The organism is Bacteroides faecalis (assembly GCF_003865075.1).
Taxonomy (GTDB): domain Bacteria; phylum Bacteroidota; class Bacteroidia; order Bacteroidales; family Bacteroidaceae; genus Bacteroides; species Bacteroides faecalis.
This window is the reverse complement of sequence record NZ_BHWB01000002.1, coordinates 31,553-49,629: the sequence shown is the minus strand read 5'-3', so window position 1 is coordinate 49,629 and position 18,077 is coordinate 31,553. Positions and strand designations below refer to the sequence as shown.

The following is an 18,077-nucleotide window of genomic DNA, read 5'->3' as shown; positions in this document are numbered from 1 at the left end:
GACGAACCAATACATTTTCAATATGAACTTACTGTGTACACTTTTGACAATCGGACTGCCCGCCATCGACGAGAGCCTTGACAAGCTACTCGTCGCTATGGAAACCTTTCCCAATGTGGCGGTATTGGGTGATGCGGTCGCTTTGGCACGGGTCATCGGATTGTGCCTCGCCCTGTGTGTAGGCTCTTACGAGTGCTGGATGATGATGCTCGGACGGCGCGGCATGGACGTGATGAAACTCCTGCGCATCATCGGCATATCCATCTGCATCTCCTCCTCGTCATGGATCTGCGAGGCATTGCAGGTGCCCGGCAAGGGACTGGAGTCCGCCACCAAGGCGATGGCGCAGTCCAAGAACAAGGAAGTCGCCGCATTCGAGTTGAAGGTGGCGCAGAAACAGAGCGAGTACCTTGACCGGCTCAGGACGGTGCAGGATTCCATCGCTACCGCCAAACAGGTGGCGGCCATCGGCCAGGATGCCGCATGGTGGGACAAGCTGATATACAATGTGGAGAACCTGGGCAGCACCATCAACAATTACGCCCAGCGTGCGGCGGTGGCCACGGAAACCAAAGTGAGCGAGTGGATCAACGATGTCATTCGCTTTGTGGGCGAACTCATCTTCCAGATGTCCTATTACGGCATCCTTGTGGCACAGCGTATCTTCATGGCCATCCTGATGATATTCTGTCCCATCATGTTCGCCCTCTCGCTTGCGCCGCCGTGGAACTCGGCCTGGAGCCAGTGGATGTCGAAATACCTTTCCCTCTCGTTATGGGGTTTTGTCACCTATATGTGCATGTACTATATCGACTTTATTCTCCTATATAACCTGCAACAGGACCTGGTGGCATACAACCACCTGCTGCACGGTTCGGTCAATTCGTGGTCGCAAATCGGGGCACTCGGCCTGCAGGGCATCGGCTCGAACTGCATGTATGCGATGGGGATGCTGGTCGGCGCATACATCATCCGCTTCGTCCCCGAAGTGGCCTCATGGCTGATTCCCGGCGGTGTAAGCTCCGGAGCGGCAACGGCGGCAGGCTCGACGGCAATGGGCATCACGACCACGGCAGGCTCGATGGCCGGAAGCGCGGTCGGTTCCACAATCGGTGCGGCAGGCACGATGGGCAAATCCCTTGTAAAGTAAAACTTCAAACATCAAGTATATGCTTATAGAATCCTTAGCACAGAAAACGAAACTTGCCATGATGACGGTACTTGCAACCATAGGCGGTTGTGTAATCATCTGCGGCTTTACCGTGTGGTGTTGCCTCTCACTGGTCACCAAGGAACGGGAACAGATATACATACTGGACGGGGATATTCCCTTCCTCGCAGAGCGTGCCCGGCTGGAGGCGGACTTCACGATGGAGGCGAAGGCGCACATCCAGCTCTTCCACCATTATTTCTTCAACCTGCCGCCCGACAATGACTATATCAAGTGGACGGTCGGAAAGGCGATGTATATGGCGGACGGTACCGCCCTCAAGCAGAAACAGGCGTTGGACGAGAACGGATTTTATTCGGACATCATTTCCTCGTCTGCCGTATGCACCATCATGTGCGACTCCATTCAGTTTGACGAGCGGGAACGGAAGTTCACCTATTACGGCACGCAGCTTATCAAGCGTAGGACGAGGGACTTGAAGCGTTCGATGGTCACGACCGGGTTTATCGAATCCGTACCAAGAACGAGAAACAATCCCCACGGTCTGATGATCACGAACTGGCGAACGATTGAGAACAAGGATCTGGCATACTAAAAAGAGAGACGACATGAAATCATTCATAAAAGAACTTCGTAATCATAGGCTTAAAACGCACCTGTTGATTCGTTCATGGCTGCAACCTAAGTTGGGAGCGGTCGGTATCAGATACAGACTGCCTGCAAAAATACGTCTGGCCAACCGTTGGGCGGGAAAGCATCCCAAGCGCACATTCGCTTGTGTGGCAGGCTCACTGCTGTTCCTGTTAGCCGGAAACATCGCTTTGGATATGGCAAAAGCCAACCGGACAGACCGATTCGGCGAATTAAACGAATTAAACGAACCGGCCGTTAGCACCATAACCCATATGGAACCGCTCTTTGACGGTTTCCGTACCATACAGGCCAATAAGGACATCCATCGGCAAACCCTGCTGGAACTGGCCGGTAAAGGGCAGGCACTTCGGAAGGAACTGGACTCACTGATAGCCATCCCGAAGAAGACGAAGGTGGATTCCATGAGAATCGTCCGAAGCTACGGGCAATTGGAACGGATAGTAAATTCACTTAAAAACAACGATAATGATGAAAATTGATTTCAAACAACCCAAGTACATCTTCCCGTTGGTCGTGTTCGTACCGCTTTGCGCCTTGGTGTATTTCGTGATGCAGACTTTCGGTGTCGGCAAAGAAACGGAACAGGCCGTAGCCACCGACCGCATCAATACGGAACTGCCACAGGCCAACGCCGAGGAAGCCGGGGACAAGATGTATGAGATGTCCCGGAGGTTCGGGGACGAGGATGCCTTTACCGCCGTGGGTGCCATCGGCGAGGAAGAAAAGGACAAGGAAGATGTCGGGCACGGCTACAGCGAGGAGGAACTGAACCGGCTCGATGCCGCCGAAGCCGAGCGGATCCGCCAGCAGGAGGAAATGGAAGAGCTTGAACGCTCCTTGGCGGAATCCAAGAAGCACATCAATTCCTATGCCTACGGGAATGGCGCTTCGGACACCGGAGCAGGAAGAGAATCCGGTTACTCCTCACAGGATGACTTCGCCCGCGACCTTGAAGAAATCCAGCGGCGCAGTTTTGAAAGGCAGAAAGCCATTGAGAGCGGACTTGGTTTCGGAAACTCCGAAGCGGAGGAAGCCGCCAAAAGGCAGCGTGCCGATTCCATTGCCAAGGTGCACAAGGAGGAAGCGGAACGTAACCGCCCGAATCTGGTTGTCAAATCTTCCGACACCCATGCGGATAAGTTCCACACGGTAACCGCCTCCGATGAAGCGGTGGAAGCCAAACTGATCCGGGCGATGATAGATGAAACGACCAAGGCAAAGGAGGGCACACGGCTTCGCTTCAAACTGCTGGATGACGTGACGGTGAGCGGAACCAGACTCAGGAAAGGCACTTACCTCTATGGCACGGTGTCGGGTTTCGGGCAGCAGCGTGTACGGGCGACCATCACCAGCATTCTCGTAGGGGACAAGTTCATCAAGGTGAAGCTCTCCGTATTCGACAATGACGGCATGGAGGGTTTCTATGTACCCGAATCCTCTTTCCGTGATTTCGTGAAGGACGCAAGTGCCAGTACGGTGCAGCAGAATATCAGCTTTGAATCGGAGGACGGCTACGGTTCGGGCATTTCGGGAGAGGCCATCGCCCTGCAGGCCTTGCAGAATATGTATAACTCTGCCACTTCCGCCATTTCATCCGGCATCAAAAAGAACAAGGCGAAAATCAAGTACAACACCATCGTTTATCTGATCAACTCGGATGATGCACGGTAGAATGGAAACAGGTAAAACTTTATTACTTGTCACAAGGTAAACAAGATTACAAGTAGCAAAGTACACAAATAAGTAAATCATAAATATTACCCCAATATGAAAGCAAAATTATTATTACTCCTTCTCTGTGTTATCGGTATCGGAGTTCATGCTTCCGCCAACGAGAGGATTTATGTGAACAAGGAGGTTACGACCCACATCGTCATGCCGGAGCACATCAAGATGGTGGATATTTCCACACCGAAGATTATCGGCAACCAGTGTACCGACAACATTGTCCGCATCAAGCCGTTCCAAGAGAATGATTCCGTACAAGCCGGCGGTTACAAAGACAATGAGCTGTTGGGCACGCTGACCCTTATCGGTGAACGGCACATCGCCCAGTACGACATCATCTATACGCAATGTTCCGGTAAGGCGGCCACCATCTTTGAAGTGCCGTACAGCCATACCGAATCCTACATCAACCCGGAGGTTTCCATGTCCATGTCGGAAATGGCACGTTATGCGTGGGCTATCTACGGAAGCGGTCGCAAGTTCAACCAGATTGTTTCCAATGCGCACGGCATGAGAGCCGTTGTCAATAACATCTACGCTGTCGGCGACTATTTCTTCATTGACTACTCGTTGCGGAACAAGACGAAGATTCCTTACGACATCGAGGAACTTCGGGTGAAACTGACGGACAAGAAGGAAACCAAGGCGACCAACTCGCAGACCATCGAGCTGACACCCGTCTATACGCTGAACCACGTCAGGAAGTTCAAGAAGGACTACCGCAACGTGCTGGTACTTCCCAAACTGACCTTCCCCGACGAGAAAGTGCTTCGGCTGGAAATTTCCGAGAACCAGATCAGCGGTCGTGTGATTGTACTGACCATCGAGTATGAGGACATCCTCAATGCCGACGGCTTTGATTCGGATATTCTAAAAGGTACATCCTACTATCCCTATTATTACATTGATTATACCCCGAAGCCATGAAGAAGTATCTGTTTATCCTATTGTGTGCGTTTGCGTCGCTGGCCGTATCCGCACAGGGCGGCAAGCTGACCGTCAATGCAGGCTTTCTGTTCCCCTCCACGTTGAACGCAACCGTCGGCTATGAGTATCCGCTCTCTTACGGCAATGCCGTGGAGGTTTTCGGAGAAGTCGGGAACCACTGGCAGAAGCCGGACTTCTGGAAAGGTCATTATTGGGATGGCGGCATCTTGTACAAGCACCGCCTTGTCCGCTATAAGAATGGGATGCTGCGTTTCCGCTTCGGCCCGCAGTTCGGAGCGGTACGGAAGGAGTTCTTCTTCGGGCTGGAAGCCGGACTTGAATACAGCTATGTGTTCCGTAACGGCTGGGAGTTTGCGATTATCCAGAAGAATAACGTGAATTTCCTGCATGGAGATACGTTCCGTAACGGACTGCTGTTAGGAATCAAAGTACCATTCTAATAACACCAGGTGACTTATGGCATTCGAGGAAACCCGCGAGCAGCAACAGATGTATAACTACTTCCGCAGCTGCATCTATATCTTTCTCATCATCGAGATTGTCATGAACCTGCCCGTCACGGCGGACAACCGCATCACGCAGTTCATTCTGGACTTGTTGGGACGGTTCAAGGTGTTCAGCTCCGTGTCAGGCAGCAAACTGACGGAACTGGTCTGTATCTGTGTGGTCTGCATCGGCACAAAGGCGAAAAAGGCTTTGAAGTTCAACGTGAAGTCGATGGTTGTCTATCCGATATTGGCAGGATTGATGCTGATCGGCCTGTGCTTCATCTTCCACGGCATGGACTTCGGTTTCAGCTGGATGGGCTTCCCTGCCAACCGCATCCTCTATGCCGTCTGTTCCGTGGCGGGCACCATGCTGGTGCATCAGGGACTGGACGGCATCGCCAAGTATTACAACTACAAGGTGGGTGACGACCGTTTCAACTTCGAGAACGAATCGTTCCAACAGTCAGAAACGCTGGTGGGTAACGACTATTCGGTGAACATTCCGATGATTTACTACTGGAAACGGAAGATGCACAAGGGCTGGATTAACATCATCAACCCCTTCCGTGGCACGATTGTATTGGGTACGCCCGGTTCGGGCAAGTCATTCGGCATCATTGACCCGTTCATCCGTCAGCACGCAGCCAAGGGGTTTGCCATGATGTGCTACGATTTCAAATACCCCACACTTGCCAAAACTCTTTTCTATCAATATTGCAAGAATAAGAAGGCAGGCAGGTTGCCCGAAAACTGCGGTTTCCGTACCATCAACTTTACGGATGTGGAATATTCCGACCGCATCAATCCGATACAGCGGAAATACATTCCCGACTTGGCGGCGGCATCGGAAACGGCAGCCACCTTGCTGGCTTCCCTGAACAAGGGTGGCGGTGAGAAAAAAGGCGGTTCGGAAGCGTTCTTCACCAACTCGGCAGAGAACTTTCTGGCGGCAATCATCTATTTCTTCGTGAACTTCCATCCGGTCGGCTTTAAGGACGGAAAGAAACTGAAACGCTATATCTCATTGGAGAAAGGCCCGAAAGGAAAGGACGGAAAGGGAAACAAGTACGAGATTGTCATCAGGAACTGGGACGATTTCAATGCCGTTGACGAGAACGGCGGCGTGGTGCTGGATTTCGTGGATGAAAAGGGCAACGATGTATCCACGGACGAGGACAGGATGTTTGTGGACCTGAACGGTTTTTCCTACAAAGACCGGACCGGCAATGAGGTAAGGATTGGCCGCTGTTGGTACGAGGACGGGCATGGCAATGAAGTGGAGCCGGACACCATTACGGGCGAGTATTCCGATATGCCCCATGTGCTGTCGTTCCTCGGCAGGTCTTATGACCAAGTCTTTAACATACTGATGCAGGACGACAAGATAGCCTCGCTGATGGCTCCGTTCAAGAGTGCCTACGAGAACAAGGCGAACGACCAGCTGGAAGGCATGGTGGGTACGCTTCGCGTGAACGCTGCCCGGCTGGTATCTCCCGAAGCCTATTGGGTGTTTACGGGGGATGACTTCGACCTGAAGATTTCCGACAAGGCACATCCGAGTTATCTGGTGATAGCCAACGACCCGGAGAAAGAACAGGTCATAGGTTCATTGAATGCACTCGTGCTTAACCGCCTTATCACAAGAGTCAATTCCAAGGGCAATATCCCGGTAAGCATCATCGTGGACGAGCTTCCTACGCTCTACTTCCATAAGATTGACCGTCTGATTGGTACGGCACGCTCGAACAAGGTAGCCGTGACACTCGGCTTTCAGGAACTGCCCCAGTTGGAGGCGGACTATGGCAAGGTGGGTATGCAGAAGATTATCACGACCTGCGGTAACATTTTCATGGGTGCGGCACGCAACAAGGAAACGTTGGAATGGGCACAGAATGACGTGTTCGGCAAGGCAAAGCAGACCTCACGCTCCATCTCCATCAATGACCAGAAGGTATCGACCACCATATCCGAGAAGATGGACTACCTTGTTCCGGCGGCCAAGATAGCGGATATGGCGACCGGATGGCTGGCAGGTCAGGCGGCACGTGACTTCACGGCTACGGATGAGAGGATGCTCAACCACTTTGACATCGAGCAGTCGGAGGAGTTCAAGACCACGAAGTATTTCTGCAAGACGCACTTCGATATGAAGAAGATTAAGGAAGAGGAAGACCACTATGTACCTCTCCCTAAAATCTATGAGTTCAAGAATGAACGGGAAAAGGAAATCATGTTGAACCGCAACTTCAAACGGGTGAACGATGAAGTGGAAAGTATGGTCAAGGAACTGCTTGGTATGAGTTAAATGCCTATGAGAAATTTCATTCCCATCCCAACATTGAGCGGCAGCGCATTAAAGGTCATAGCCGTTATTTCGATGGTGTCAGACCATTGTGCCTACTACCTGATGGAACACGACACAATGATTTACGAAGCCATGCGCTGCTTCGGACGAATCGCTTATCCGGTGTTTGCCTTTCTGATGGCGGAAGGCTTTCGTCATACCCGAAACCGCATGAGATACTTTTTGCTTCTGTTGGGTTTTGCCGTGATAAGTGAAGTGCCTTGGTACTTGCTCAATGGTGCGGATGGTACGCATAATGTGATGTTCACTTTGGTATTGGGAGCAATGGCTTTAGCTGCTTCTGAGGCATTAAAAAAGGATGGCATCCTTTGTGGGGCTGTCATCCTTTCGATTGCTTTCTTCGCCTCGTGGTCGGGTGTGGACTATGAATGGCGGGGAATTCTGATGATTGTGATATTCTATTTATTAGGAGTATCAGAAAGGAACTCTCTTGTTTTCAACAGGCTGGTGCAATTAGGCTATACCTTTCCGCTGATGATGTACTATGGAATAGTAGGCACAATACTTTCCTGTATAGTTATCTTCTTGTATGATGGGACAAGAGGCTTTGTACAGGGCAATGTGGCTAAGTACGGTTTTTATGCGTTTTATCCGATACACCTATTTGTAATAGCGATTCTTGCATAATTCCGTAGAAAATCCTTTATCCATTACTATAGATGCTATGCTCTGACTTTATTATGGCTTGTAGTGAACAATTCAGCCCGATTATTCATAATAATTTGAGGAGTTCCTGATGGACTTTTTCATTAGTTCCGATTACTTGATTCCCTTGGCTGGGATTAAGCGGATTTCCATTCCAATCAGTCACTTTTCCACCTGCTTCTTGTACCAAAAGCATCCCGGCTGCATAATCCCACGGGTTCAGATATACCTCAAAATACCCACCCTGTCGGCCACAAGCCGTGTAGGCTAATTCCAATGCTGCCGAACCCAGTCTTCGAATGTCTTGTGAATGCTCATAGACCTTGAGGAATCGCTCAAAATTGTCTTTTGCCAATTCTCTCTTGGCAGTACCAATACCGATGATGGTTTCCGAAAGCGTTTGGGCAGAAGATACTTGTATGGATTTTCCATTCAAGAAGCTTCCTTCTCCTTTGACAGCAGAGAAAAGTTCATCGTGATACGGGTTGTAGACTATACCTAAGACAATCTCATTTTGACAACAAAGAGCCAGCGAAACTACGCTATGATGATAATCGTGTATAAGGTTGGTCGTGCCGTCCACAGGGTCAAGAATCCAATATCTTTCGGCATTCATCTGCTGCAAACCGGTTTCCTCTCCGAGAAATTGGATGTCGGGTGCAAGTCGGTATAATGCTTCTTTCAGAAAGTTCTGAACAGCCACGTCTACTTGCGTAACGTAGTCAGCCACCCCTTTCTCTTGCACATGGGCTGCCATTTTTCTATTTGTAATAATTCCCTTGGTTTCTTTGACCAAATCAATAATTTGCTGTATTTCCATGATTAATCTCTCGTTTTTTTTGATTCTTGATGTTTGAAGAGGACTTCTTCTTTATTCTGAATTATTCATCCAATTTTTGGATGAACTTCTGTAATTTTTCACGAATTTCATCACGCACTCTACGAAATTCCGAAATAATTTCTTCCTGAGTCCCGACAAAGGCATCCGGGTCGTCAAAGCCGATGTGCAATTTATGTTTTACTTCTCCGTTGAATATCGGGCAGGTTTCACGTGCTCCTCCGCATACAGTTATCACATAGTCCCATGATTCATTCAGATAATGGTCAACTTGTTTGGGATAATGACCGCTGATGTCAATACCTATTTCGTGCATCACTTGAACAGCCAATGGATGGATTTCGGAGGCAGGACGCACTCCTGCGGAATGGACTTCAAACGAAGGTTGCAGTTGCTTCAATATTCCTTGCGCCATTTGGCTACGGCATCTGTTTCCAGTGCATAGTATAAGTATTCTCATGATTGACTGACTTTGTGAGATGGATGAAAAGGGCAACGGTTTCCGATACATTGATTGTTCTTGGCAGATCTATTACAAACAATCGGACTTGCTTGCATCACGAAGCCTTGTGTTTCGGCTACATATTGCACAGCTGCTTGAATGGCCAAGTAGGAGTTACGCTTGCAACAACGCGGACCGCCTACCTCACCAATACTTTGCAGGGCTTTAGAGGTCATCAGATTGGCACGTCCCCATACTTCCCCAGCAAGCGGTGTGGCACCGGAAATAATAGACATGAACATTCCTGTGCTGATGGCTGCTCCGCAGCTGCCCCAAAAGCCGCAAGCGCCACCGGGAACTTTCCGCCCTCTGGCTAGCATCTCCTTCAGAGCTGAAAGCAATTCAATCTTTCCTCCGGCATTATGATAAGCAGTCAATAAGGCAACGCCTACCAACGTATGATGTTCCGGCCCGTGCATATGGCAGAAAGGCATATCCATCATCCGTTCCAGAATTTCAACAGGGTTTTGTGAAGTTTCTTTCATGCAATGTCCTACCACAGAGTCCAACCCTTGCGTGTGGCATTCATTGCAAATATAGTGCCTGTTGATGCAACGTGTCTTACTCATCTCCTGCCGGTGGCAAAGTTCACATTCCATCAAGACTTCTCTTTCCAAATACTCCAGCGGAGCTTGGCATATCAAGCATTCTTCTTTCATCGTCTTGTATTTATCCTATTCCTTGACAGGTTCATAATCAATTTTACTTTCCTCGTCCGTTGCCTCCAATTTGAAAATCACAGGACGAAGTCCATCATTGCAACTGCAAATGGCTACACCGGGCTTGCGAATCCAGTCGCCATAATAAAACACCTGCTTATCCGCGCCATGTGCCAAGGCAAATACATACTGATATATGACTTTCCATGCTTCATCGCACATACCTTCCGGTTTGGAATAGTCCGCATAGAATACCTGTCCTTCCCGAAGCATCGGACACGCGGTCAGTCCTTCCGCTCCATATTCTTTCACGAGGTCGGCATTGAATGTCTTCCTCAGTACAGTTATCTTTACTCTTTTCATTTTCAATACTTATAATGTATATACAAAGGTAGGCTGTTTCACTTAAAATTGAATTGGAAATAGCTTTTTTTTCAATATGACCTATAAGTATTCGCATAAAATACGATTTACCGCCTGAATATATCCCGGATCTTCCGCATAGCCGATTTCTTTGAGCCATAACAGGTAATTTCCACCCTTGTATTTGTACTGAACTTCGGTATAGTAAGCCCGTACACTTTCCGTCCAGTGGTCAAATTCAAAGTATTTGCCTGTCTTAGGATTTGTCAAGCCGAAGAGGTTGTGTCTGTCACGGCACAACGGCGACCGGAACCAGCCGGTTTCGAGGATGGCTTGTGCCAGTACGATTTTAGGATGCCGGATGCCATTACGCTTTATCTCCTCATAAAGATTCGGTATGGTCAGTTCCGGCAGATTCCTTTCAGGTTCTCGTCTTGCAGTTCTTAGGGACGTGCTTTGGTCACCATTTCGGATATTCCGCCCGTTTCTACTTTGAACCTCTGCCAAAGATACGATGGTGTCTTTCACATTTTTCTTTTCTTCAAGATACTTTACTTCTTCCTTATTATCAGGACTTTTAATCACACTTCCAACCGAATCGGATTAAAATCCGAACCTTTTGTAATTGTATAGAACTGTGCGGAAGCCGATAACGGCAGAAGCATTACGGCTAATGCTGTCAGAATTGTGTTGCGCATTTCTTTTTCAGAGTGTTACTGCAAATACTTTTGTTGCGTCCAAGCGGTTATGACCGCAAAATTAACAGCAAAATATCGCAGTATGGAATCAGACAACAGAAATCATCCCGAATTGCTGCCCTACGAGAAACTGGCAGTATTGGGCATTGAGCGTGAAAAGGCCGACAGTCTGCCGCAGGAGGTAAAAGAGAGGCTGCTTTCCGGGGAAGTGACCCCTCTCATGCAGGTGTCGCTCAGTGCCCGAAACGGTGACGTGATCACGTTACCGCTCAAATTGCAGATGACCACCGACAAGAACGGTGTCCCGGCACTCATTGCCTATCCCGTCCGTGCCACGCTCGAAGCCGGACGCAACAAAGTCCTGCATCTGACTGAGCAGGAAGCGGAAAGGCTGGGCAAAGGCGAGGTCGTACAAAAGGCGGTGGAAGTGGACGGCGAGAAGACACGGCAGTATCTGCAACTCGACCCGGAAACCAAATCGGTCATCCACCGCAGAGTGACGGAAGTCCGGTTAGAGCAGAAACTCAAAGACATGGAGAAGGTGAACGACATCGAGTTAGGTACGCAGCAGAAGCAGCAGGTACGCGAGGGCAAGCCCGTTGAGCTGAACGTGAGCGGCGAGAAAGTGTCTGTCGGTGTGGACTTGAAGGAACCGCAAGGTTTCAAGGTGATACAAGGCGACCTGAAAGAATGGGAACGCCAGCAAAAGCTCTGTTACGATGAACAGCACCCGGAGTATTTAGGGCTGGTGATGACGGACAAGAACCGCTGGGAATACCAGAAGGTGGTTGACAGGCAGTCGCACGAACGCGCCCTGAATTTCAATCCACCCAAGGAGAACCAATCCAAAGGCATCAAACTCTAAATCCTTTTCCCTATGGCCAAGAAGAAAGAAGAGCAAGTAGCAGACATCATGCGGCAGTTCGTTGAGTTGAAGCAGAAACATCCCGATGCGATGCTCCTCTTCCGGCAGGGTGACTTCTATGAGATGTACCGGGAAGATGCAGTCAAGGCTTCCGTGCTGCTTGCCCTGAAGATTTCGGAAAGGATTATCCCCTCGGAGAAAGACCCCGTCAAGACGGTTGCCTTTCCCAAACAGGACATAGACGTTTATCTGCCCAAACTGATTCGTTCCGGCCAACGTGTCGCCATCTGTGATGCGATAGAAACACTCCAACGACAGGCGGAGAAAGAACAAACCATTTCAAATTCAGACGATATGGCAAAGAAAAAGAAAGACAAGGCCGTGCAGGAAGAGCCTATCCAAGCCGTCAAGAAAGAGGCGAAGGAAAAACCTGCCCAAGAGATCAAGGCTGAACAGCAGTCAGAAACCAAGCAGGATCGCAAATCACGTGAGCCACAAATGGTAACAACCAACGGCGAGAAGGTGACGCACGGTCATGCCTACCAGAGCAAAGCCAACCCGGAGGAGTGGTATTTCACCGCCAAAATCGATGGGGTACAGTTGAAACCGCAGAAGATGGATGCCGCCGATCTGGCAGCCTACCAGAAAAAGGAAATGACCGTGCCCCAACTCATGGAACGCTATTATCCGACCAAACTGATGCCCAAGGTGTCGGAAGAGGCTTTCAAGATGCCCAAGTCGATTGCCGGACCGGAAGGCGGCATTCAGGTGGAGAAGTTCAACGTGTACAAGGAAAAAGACGAGCAGCGTCCCGACTACGGCAAGTACAAGTTCTATGTGCAGATCGGCGACACCAAGATGTCGGCGGTCGCATCCCGTCAGGACCTGAACGCCTACTTCGACCGTGTGGCGACACCCGAACAACTGGTGGAGAGGAACTTCGGCGAACGGCTGCACCTGAAATCCGCCTACGAGAAATACCAACTTCCCGAAGGGGTTGACCCCAAGGGTGTCCGGGTGGCGAAAGACCGGGGCGACAACAAGTGGAAGGTGTCCGTGGATATGGGCGAGAAAGGAAGAACCGACAGGCATGAAATCTCCTTCGATGACGGCTATTCGCTCTTCAAGACCAAGACCGCCACAAGAGAACAGATTGCCGCCAAGTATCTCAACAGCGAAATCAGCGGCCTGCTCGCGGCAAACACCGCCAAGATGGAGAAGTCCGCCTCAATGAAAATGTAATCAGGCCATTCAAATTGAAAACCAAACAACTTATAGGAATATGTCAGCAAGAATGAAACATGAGGAGTTGGTGGAACTCCTTCAGGAAGGTAAAATCGGCTATCTCCGTTTTGTGATGGAGGGCGATGACGCGCAGGATTATCTGGACTGGTGCCGCTCGCACGGAACAGACCCGTCGGATGAATCGGCGGAGTTTTATGTCGAACAGACGGATATCGAGGCGATGGACCGTCAGGTAATGGATGACGAGGACTATGGCATATGGAACTAACCCGACAGTCACATCCGGCAATGCGGGGCAGGTAGCCCTTGATAAGTTCGCGGCGATGATGATTGAACGTATGGAGCAGATGAAGGAAACCGGCTGGAAGAAAGGCTGGATAGGCGGAGCTTCGGGCTATGCCGGACTGCCTCAGAATGTAGGCGGACGCAACTATTCCGGCTCCAACTCCTTCTTCCTGCAACTCCATACCGCCGCCGGTGGCTATGACCTGCCCGTCTATCTGACCTTCAAGCAGGCGCACAATCTCAAAGCCCATGTGCTGAAAGGAGAAAAAGCCTTTCCCGTGATCTATTGGGATATGCTGGTGCGTGACGCAAACGGCAGGAAAGTCAGTTCGGACGAGTACAAGGCAATGAACAGGGAAGAGCGTCAGGGCATGGAAGTCATTCCGTTCATCAAGGCTTTCCCCGTCTATAACGTGGCGCAGACCAATCTGGCGGAAGTCCAGCCGGAAAGGATGCAGAAGCTGCTGGATAAGTTCAAGGTGCCCGAACTCCGTGATACCGAAGGGATGTACGCCCATGCCGCCCTCGACCGCATGGTAGATACCCAAGGCTGGCTTTGCCCGATACAGGCGGACAGACGGGTGGACGGCGCATTCTACTCTCCCTCGCATGACCGGATCGTAATCCCCATGAAAGCGCAGTTCAACATCGGCAACACCTCGGAAGAGACCTATCGGGGTGGCATGGAGTATTACTCGACCATACTGCACGAGATGACACACTCCACGATGACCCCGGAACGGCTCAACCGGGAAATGGGCGGACGATTCGGCGACCCGAAATATGCCAAGGAGGAGCTGGTGGCGGAACTCACGGCTGCCATGATCAGCCACTCGATGGGCTTTGATTCCAAGGTGACCGACAACTCGGCCGCCTATCTGGACTCGTGGATCGGCACGCTCAGGAAAGAGCCGAAGTTCATCGTTTCCATCATGGCGGACGTGAACAAGGCTTCGGATATGATACTCGACCATGTGGATAAACAACGTCTGGCATTGGGCGAGCAGCCCTACCTTGCCAAGAACGACCCGTTTGCCCCGTTGGATGCCGGAGAGGAAGTACCGTTCAAGAACGCCGCCATCGTCAAGACACGTTCGGGCGATTATGCCATACGCGCCTCCTATGACGGTGTGGAGTTAGGTTTGAGGAAAGTGTCGAAAGACACCGCCAAGACCTATTTCCAACTGACGGACATGAAAGACAAGACGGCATTCCTGCACATGACGGCACGCAAGACCTACGAGCCGGAACTGGCGGTGATGCGGCGCACGCAGAAAGCAAGTGCCGGATTGAGTATGTAAATTGTAGAAAAACTCATGGCTGACTACAAAATAAACTTCAAGGAACTGAAATCACGGGTGGGTGTCGATGACATCGCCTATGCGCTGGGTTACCGGCTGGACCGGAAAGCCGGTGTCGGCCGCTATATCGAGCTGGTGCTGGGTGAAGGCGGGAACAGGCGTGACACCATCATCGTCAGCCATCCGAACGACAAGGCGGCACAGACCTTCTTCCGCAGGGACGGCTCGAAGGGCGATGCGGTCACGCTCATCCGTGAGAACCTTGATTCCTTTTTGGTATCGGGCAAGGACGAATGGCAGAAAATCGCCAAGGTCATGGCACGCTTTGCCCATATGCCCGAACCCGAATACCGGGAGGACCGCGAATACGTCAAATCCGCCGGAACACATACAGCCTTTGATGCGTCAAGATATGAAGTCAGGCCGGTCTGTCCCGGAAAGATACCCGGTCTGTTCTCCCTCAGAGGTATATCGAAAGATACGGTCCGCGTTTTCGCCCCGTTCCTTTCCCTGATACGTGACAGGCGGAACAACAAGTTCGATGGCTATAACATCGGCTTCCCCTATACGTCAGCCGACGGCGATGACGTGAAAGGCTATGAGATACGCGGACATGGCGGCTACAAGTCCAAGGCGGCAGGGACGGACTCATCCTCTTCCGCATGGGTGGCTGACCTCTCCGGCGACAACCGGGAAGCGGTCAGAAGCGTGTTCTTCTGCGAGTCGGCTTTTGACGCGATGGCTTTCTATCAGATGAACAGGCCACGGCTGAATACGGATGTGGCACTGGTTTCCCTCGGCGGTACATTTTCAGACGGACAGATAAGCGGTGTCATGGCACGCTTCCCCCATGCCCGTGCCTTTGACTGCTTCGACAACGACCTTGCCGGACGCATCTACGGGCTGCGCATGATGGCTCTGCTGGAGAACATCCCGCTGAAAATCAACAAGACGGCAAACGGCATAGAGGTGGAAGCCAAGGGAAAGTCTTTCAGGCCGGACATGGAACGTTCCCTGACGGCACAGACGGGCGAACTGCTGCGCATCCGTTACCGCATGGGACAATGGCTGCCGCCCAAGGCTTTCAAGGATTGGAACGACTGTCTGCTGAACAAGCCGATGGAGCCGGTACTTTCTCCCCACAAGGAGGAACGTGAACGTAACCTGAGTGAACGCAGAAATGCGGGTCTTAAAATGTAAGGCGTATGAAAAGAAAATCTATCAAAAGGCAATTTGTTTCGCTGTTTATTATCGGCAGTCTTGTCATTGGCGGCCTGCCCATCCGTGCCCAACAGACCGACCCGGCACTGACCGCAGCGGTGCTTGCCCAAACAGCGGAATTGAAGAGCATCCATAAGAAGCGCAAGAAGAGGCAGGAGCAGATTATTGCCGCAGAAGCCGCCGTTACGGTGGCTCTCGACCGGGTTCACAGTGTCGAGGACAAGATGCTGGAATACCTCTCCAATGCCCAAGGAGCGGTGCAGAACCTGTACCAGATTAAACGTGCAGGGGAACTGGTGACGACGGAAATCCCCCAAAACTGCAACCTGCTCCTCAAATCGGTCGGCGGCAATCTCAAAGGTACGGCCATTGCCGCCATCGTGTCGGATGAACTGACGGACGCTGCCACCCAAATGGCGGCTCTCTATCCTTTCATGAAACAGCTGGTCACTTCGGGAAGCTATGATGTGAGCGGTTCGGACGGAAAGAATGAGAAACACAAGGTGAACCTGCTCAACTCCTCCGAAAGATATTACATCGCCAACGAGGTGGCAACGCGGCTGGAGGCCATCAACACCGATCTGTTCATCCTCGCATGGCAGGTACGCACGCTCTCATGGAACGACCTCTGGTTCTCGCTTGACCCGGAAGGATGGGCGAACGTCATGTCCGGCAAGAACATCATCAATGGCATCGTGACGGAATGGAACCAAGGGTATCTGCTCAAATGGTAAACGAATCACATAATCAACAATTGGAATAACATGGAAACAGAAAAGAAAATCATCGGCCGTTGCCCCCTCTGTGGCGGCAATGTTGTCAAGACCTGTAAAGGCTATCGCTGTGAGCACAACTTGGGCGACCACCCATCCTGTGCATTGAACATTAACGGCATCATCGGCAACCGGAAGATGAAAGACGCGGAAATAACCGAACTGTTGGAAAAACGCCATATCCTGTTGGACGGCTTTGCCACCAAGGAAGGCAGGATGTTTCCGACGGTACTTGAACTGGCGGATGACGGCAGCATCAATATGCAGCCGGTCATCGGCAAATGTCCCCATTGCGGTGGTGACATCCTTGTGGGCAGCCGTGCGTTCAACTGCTCGAACTATGCCAGTCAGACCGCGCCCTGCTCGTTTGCCATCTGGCGGAACATTGGCGGACACCAGCTGACGCTGGACGAAGCCAAGACACTCTGTGAGAACGGAATTACGGGCAATGAACTGGAAATGTACCGAGATGACGGCTCCATCTACCGCAAACGCCTCGGTGTATCTCCTGACAAACTTCAAATCATAAAGGTATGAAGCCGGGAATGAAAATTATCATCATACTTTCCTCCATCGTATTGTTTTGGGGAAGTGTATTCTACTTCGTTGGTTGTTCGGACAAGCCGCAAGACCGCGCCGTCGAGGTGGCCAAGAGTGCGCTGATGGCTTCGGTGGATAATCCCGAATCCGTTAAAATCATCGGAATTAGCCGGCCGGATTCCGTATTCGGAAGGGAGTATGTGAGCATGGAGGAGAAAATGGCCCTTTCCATGACGATGATGAAAATCAACGAGAAGGTCATGAAAGAAACCAACGGCATGGAAGACTTCGACCCGGACAACAAGGAGGTGACCAAACTGATGGAGCGTCAGATGAGTGCCATGTCCGCTTTACGTACCCTTGCCACTTCCAACGGTATGGACGCTCTTGCGAAGAAACCGTTCAACGGCTGGAAAGTCAAGATAGAGTTCGAGGCTCAGACCGATGGCGGCAAGCCCTACCGCTCCGAATACTGGTTCATCTTGGATAAGGAAGCACGGTGTGTAATCAAATCGTTTGAAATTCCTCTGATATAGTCATAGTCCATTCCCTGACAGTCCGCTGTCTTATCGTCCGCAGTCCCGGCATCTACATGAAGGTGTCGGGACTTTTTTTGGATACTCCTTTCTGTTGAAGTAACCGGGATTTTCCTTTACAACCTAAGACTTCCCGCTTCCTATGGATTTTCCGATACAAAGTAACGGAGGGCGGTGACACGGCAAACGCCGCTGTGCTTGGCTGCGATGAAAACGGCCGGCAGCCTTCCGCAATTTGTGCCAAATTGGGTA

At 50.9% G+C, this 18,077-nt stretch carries 20 protein-coding genes and 1 pseudogene; 16 read left to right on the top strand and 5 right to left on the bottom strand.

Annotated features, from left to right (window positions below; all coding sequences use genetic code 11):
- Positions 1-22 precede the first annotated feature (22 nt).
- From EJF25_RS02945 to EJF25_RS02910, 8 genes are all read left to right on the top strand, one after another.
- Positions 23-1,150, top strand: coding sequence for a TraJ family protein (locus tag EJF25_RS02945; protein WP_125039974.1), 1,128 nt, complete (start codon positions 23-25; stop codon positions 1,148-1,150).
- 19 nt (positions 1,151-1,169) lie between these two features.
- Entirely contained in the window at positions 1,170-1,766 is a 597-nt protein-coding gene (gene traK, locus EJF25_RS02940) for a conjugative transposon protein TraK (protein WP_125039973.1), read from the top strand.
- A gap of 13 nt (positions 1,767-1,779) precedes the next feature.
- On the top strand, positions 1,780-2,304 hold the full coding sequence (locus tag EJF25_RS02935) for a hypothetical protein (RefSeq protein ID WP_125039972.1): 525 nt from the start codon (positions 1,780-1,782) through the stop codon (positions 2,302-2,304).
- Positions 2,291-3,496, top strand: a complete 1,206-nt coding sequence (locus tag EJF25_RS02930; RefSeq protein WP_125039971.1) for a conjugative transposon protein TraM — start codon at positions 2,291-2,293, stop codon at positions 3,494-3,496. The genes EJF25_RS02935 and EJF25_RS02930 overlap by 14 nt, the downstream gene beginning before the upstream one ends.
- Positions 3,497-3,592: 96 nt before the next feature.
- On the top strand, positions 3,593-4,480 hold the full coding sequence (gene traN, locus EJF25_RS02925; protein ID WP_125039970.1) for a conjugative transposon protein TraN: 888 nt from the start codon (positions 3,593-3,595) through the stop codon (positions 4,478-4,480).
- On the top strand, positions 4,477-4,941 hold the full coding sequence (locus tag EJF25_RS02920) for a hypothetical protein (RefSeq protein ID WP_125039969.1): 465 nt from the start codon (positions 4,477-4,479) through the stop codon (positions 4,939-4,941). Before traN ends, EJF25_RS02920 begins: the two co-directional genes overlap by 4 nt.
- A 16-nt stretch (positions 4,942-4,957) precedes the next feature.
- A complete protein-coding gene (locus tag EJF25_RS02915) occupies positions 4,958-7,294 on the top strand; it encodes a type IV secretory system conjugative DNA transfer family protein (RefSeq protein WP_125039968.1) in 2,337 nt (778 codons plus the stop codon).
- A 6-nt stretch (positions 7,295-7,300) separates the two neighbouring features.
- Positions 7,301-7,981, top strand: a complete 681-nt coding sequence (locus EJF25_RS02910) for a TraX family protein (protein ID WP_125039967.1) — start codon at positions 7,301-7,303, stop codon at positions 7,979-7,981.
- Positions 7,982-8,066: 85 nt separating this feature from the next.
- On the opposite strand, the gene EJF25_RS02905 is transcribed toward EJF25_RS02910, so the two are convergent.
- From EJF25_RS02905 to EJF25_RS02885, 5 genes and pseudogenes are all read right to left on the bottom strand, one after another.
- Positions 8,067-8,819, bottom strand: a complete 753-nt coding sequence (locus EJF25_RS02905) for an inositol monophosphatase family protein (RefSeq protein WP_125039966.1) — start codon at positions 8,817-8,819, stop codon at positions 8,067-8,069.
- Positions 8,820-8,880: 61 nt separating this feature from the next.
- Positions 8,881-9,297 (bottom strand): arsenate reductase ArsC, encoded by a 417-nt coding sequence (locus EJF25_RS02900; protein ID WP_125039965.1) that lies wholly within the window; start codon positions 9,295-9,297, stop codon positions 8,881-8,883.
- The gene (locus tag EJF25_RS02895) at positions 9,294-9,998 is read right to left on the bottom strand and encodes a DUF5714 domain-containing protein (protein WP_125039964.1); all 705 of its coding nucleotides are present in this window, start codon (positions 9,996-9,998) and stop codon (positions 9,294-9,296) included. Before EJF25_RS02895 ends, EJF25_RS02900 begins: the two co-directional genes overlap by 4 nt.
- 15 nt (positions 9,999-10,013) lie before the next feature.
- A complete protein-coding gene (locus EJF25_RS02890) occupies positions 10,014-10,361 on the bottom strand; it encodes a TIGR04076 family protein (RefSeq protein WP_125039963.1) in 348 nt (115 codons plus the stop codon).
- Positions 10,362-10,442: 81 nt separating this feature from the next.
- A pseudogene (locus EJF25_RS02885) lies at positions 10,443-11,059 on the bottom strand (glucosaminidase domain-containing protein).
- Between the two features lie 82 nt (positions 11,060-11,141).
- On the opposite strand from EJF25_RS02885, the gene EJF25_RS02880 reads away from it, so the two are divergent.
- The 8 genes from EJF25_RS02880 to EJF25_RS02845 are packed head-to-tail and all read left to right on the top strand — an operon-like array spanning position 11,142 to position 17,825.
- Positions 11,142-11,924, top strand: coding sequence for a DUF4099 domain-containing protein (locus EJF25_RS02880; RefSeq protein ID WP_125039962.1), 783 nt, complete (start codon positions 11,142-11,144; stop codon positions 11,922-11,924).
- A gap of 12 nt (positions 11,925-11,936) precedes the next feature.
- Entirely contained in the window at positions 11,937-13,166 is a 1,230-nt protein-coding gene (locus EJF25_RS02875) for a MutS N-terminal domain-containing protein (protein ID WP_125039961.1), read from the top strand.
- A gap of 40 nt (positions 13,167-13,206) precedes the next feature.
- Positions 13,207-13,437 carry a hypothetical protein gene (locus tag EJF25_RS02870; protein WP_125039960.1) on the top strand — a complete coding sequence of 77 codons (231 nt, stop codon included), beginning with the start codon at positions 13,207-13,209 and terminating at the stop codon, positions 13,435-13,437.
- Positions 13,421-14,755 (top strand): ArdC family protein, encoded by a 1,335-nt coding sequence (locus EJF25_RS02865; RefSeq protein ID WP_125039959.1) that lies wholly within the window; start codon positions 13,421-13,423, stop codon positions 14,753-14,755. Before EJF25_RS02870 ends, EJF25_RS02865 begins: the two co-directional genes overlap by 17 nt.
- A gap of 15 nt (positions 14,756-14,770) precedes the next feature.
- Positions 14,771-15,955 (top strand): toprim domain-containing protein, encoded by a 1,185-nt coding sequence (locus tag EJF25_RS02860; RefSeq protein ID WP_125039958.1) that lies wholly within the window; start codon positions 14,771-14,773, stop codon positions 15,953-15,955.
- Between the two features lie 5 nt (positions 15,956-15,960).
- The gene (locus EJF25_RS02855; RefSeq protein ID WP_125039957.1) at positions 15,961-16,710 is read left to right on the top strand and encodes a hypothetical protein; all 750 of its coding nucleotides are present in this window, start codon (positions 15,961-15,963) and stop codon (positions 16,708-16,710) included.
- 30 nt (positions 16,711-16,740) lie between these two features.
- Entirely contained in the window at positions 16,741-17,286 is a 546-nt protein-coding gene (locus EJF25_RS02850) for a topoisomerase C-terminal repeat-containing protein (protein ID WP_125039956.1), read from the top strand.
- Positions 17,283-17,825: a hypothetical protein gene (locus EJF25_RS02845; RefSeq protein ID WP_125039955.1), complete on the top strand. Its 543-nt coding sequence runs from the start codon at positions 17,283-17,285 to the stop codon at positions 17,823-17,825. Before EJF25_RS02850 ends, EJF25_RS02845 begins: the two co-directional genes overlap by 4 nt.
- Positions 17,826-18,077 lie beyond the last annotated feature (252 nt).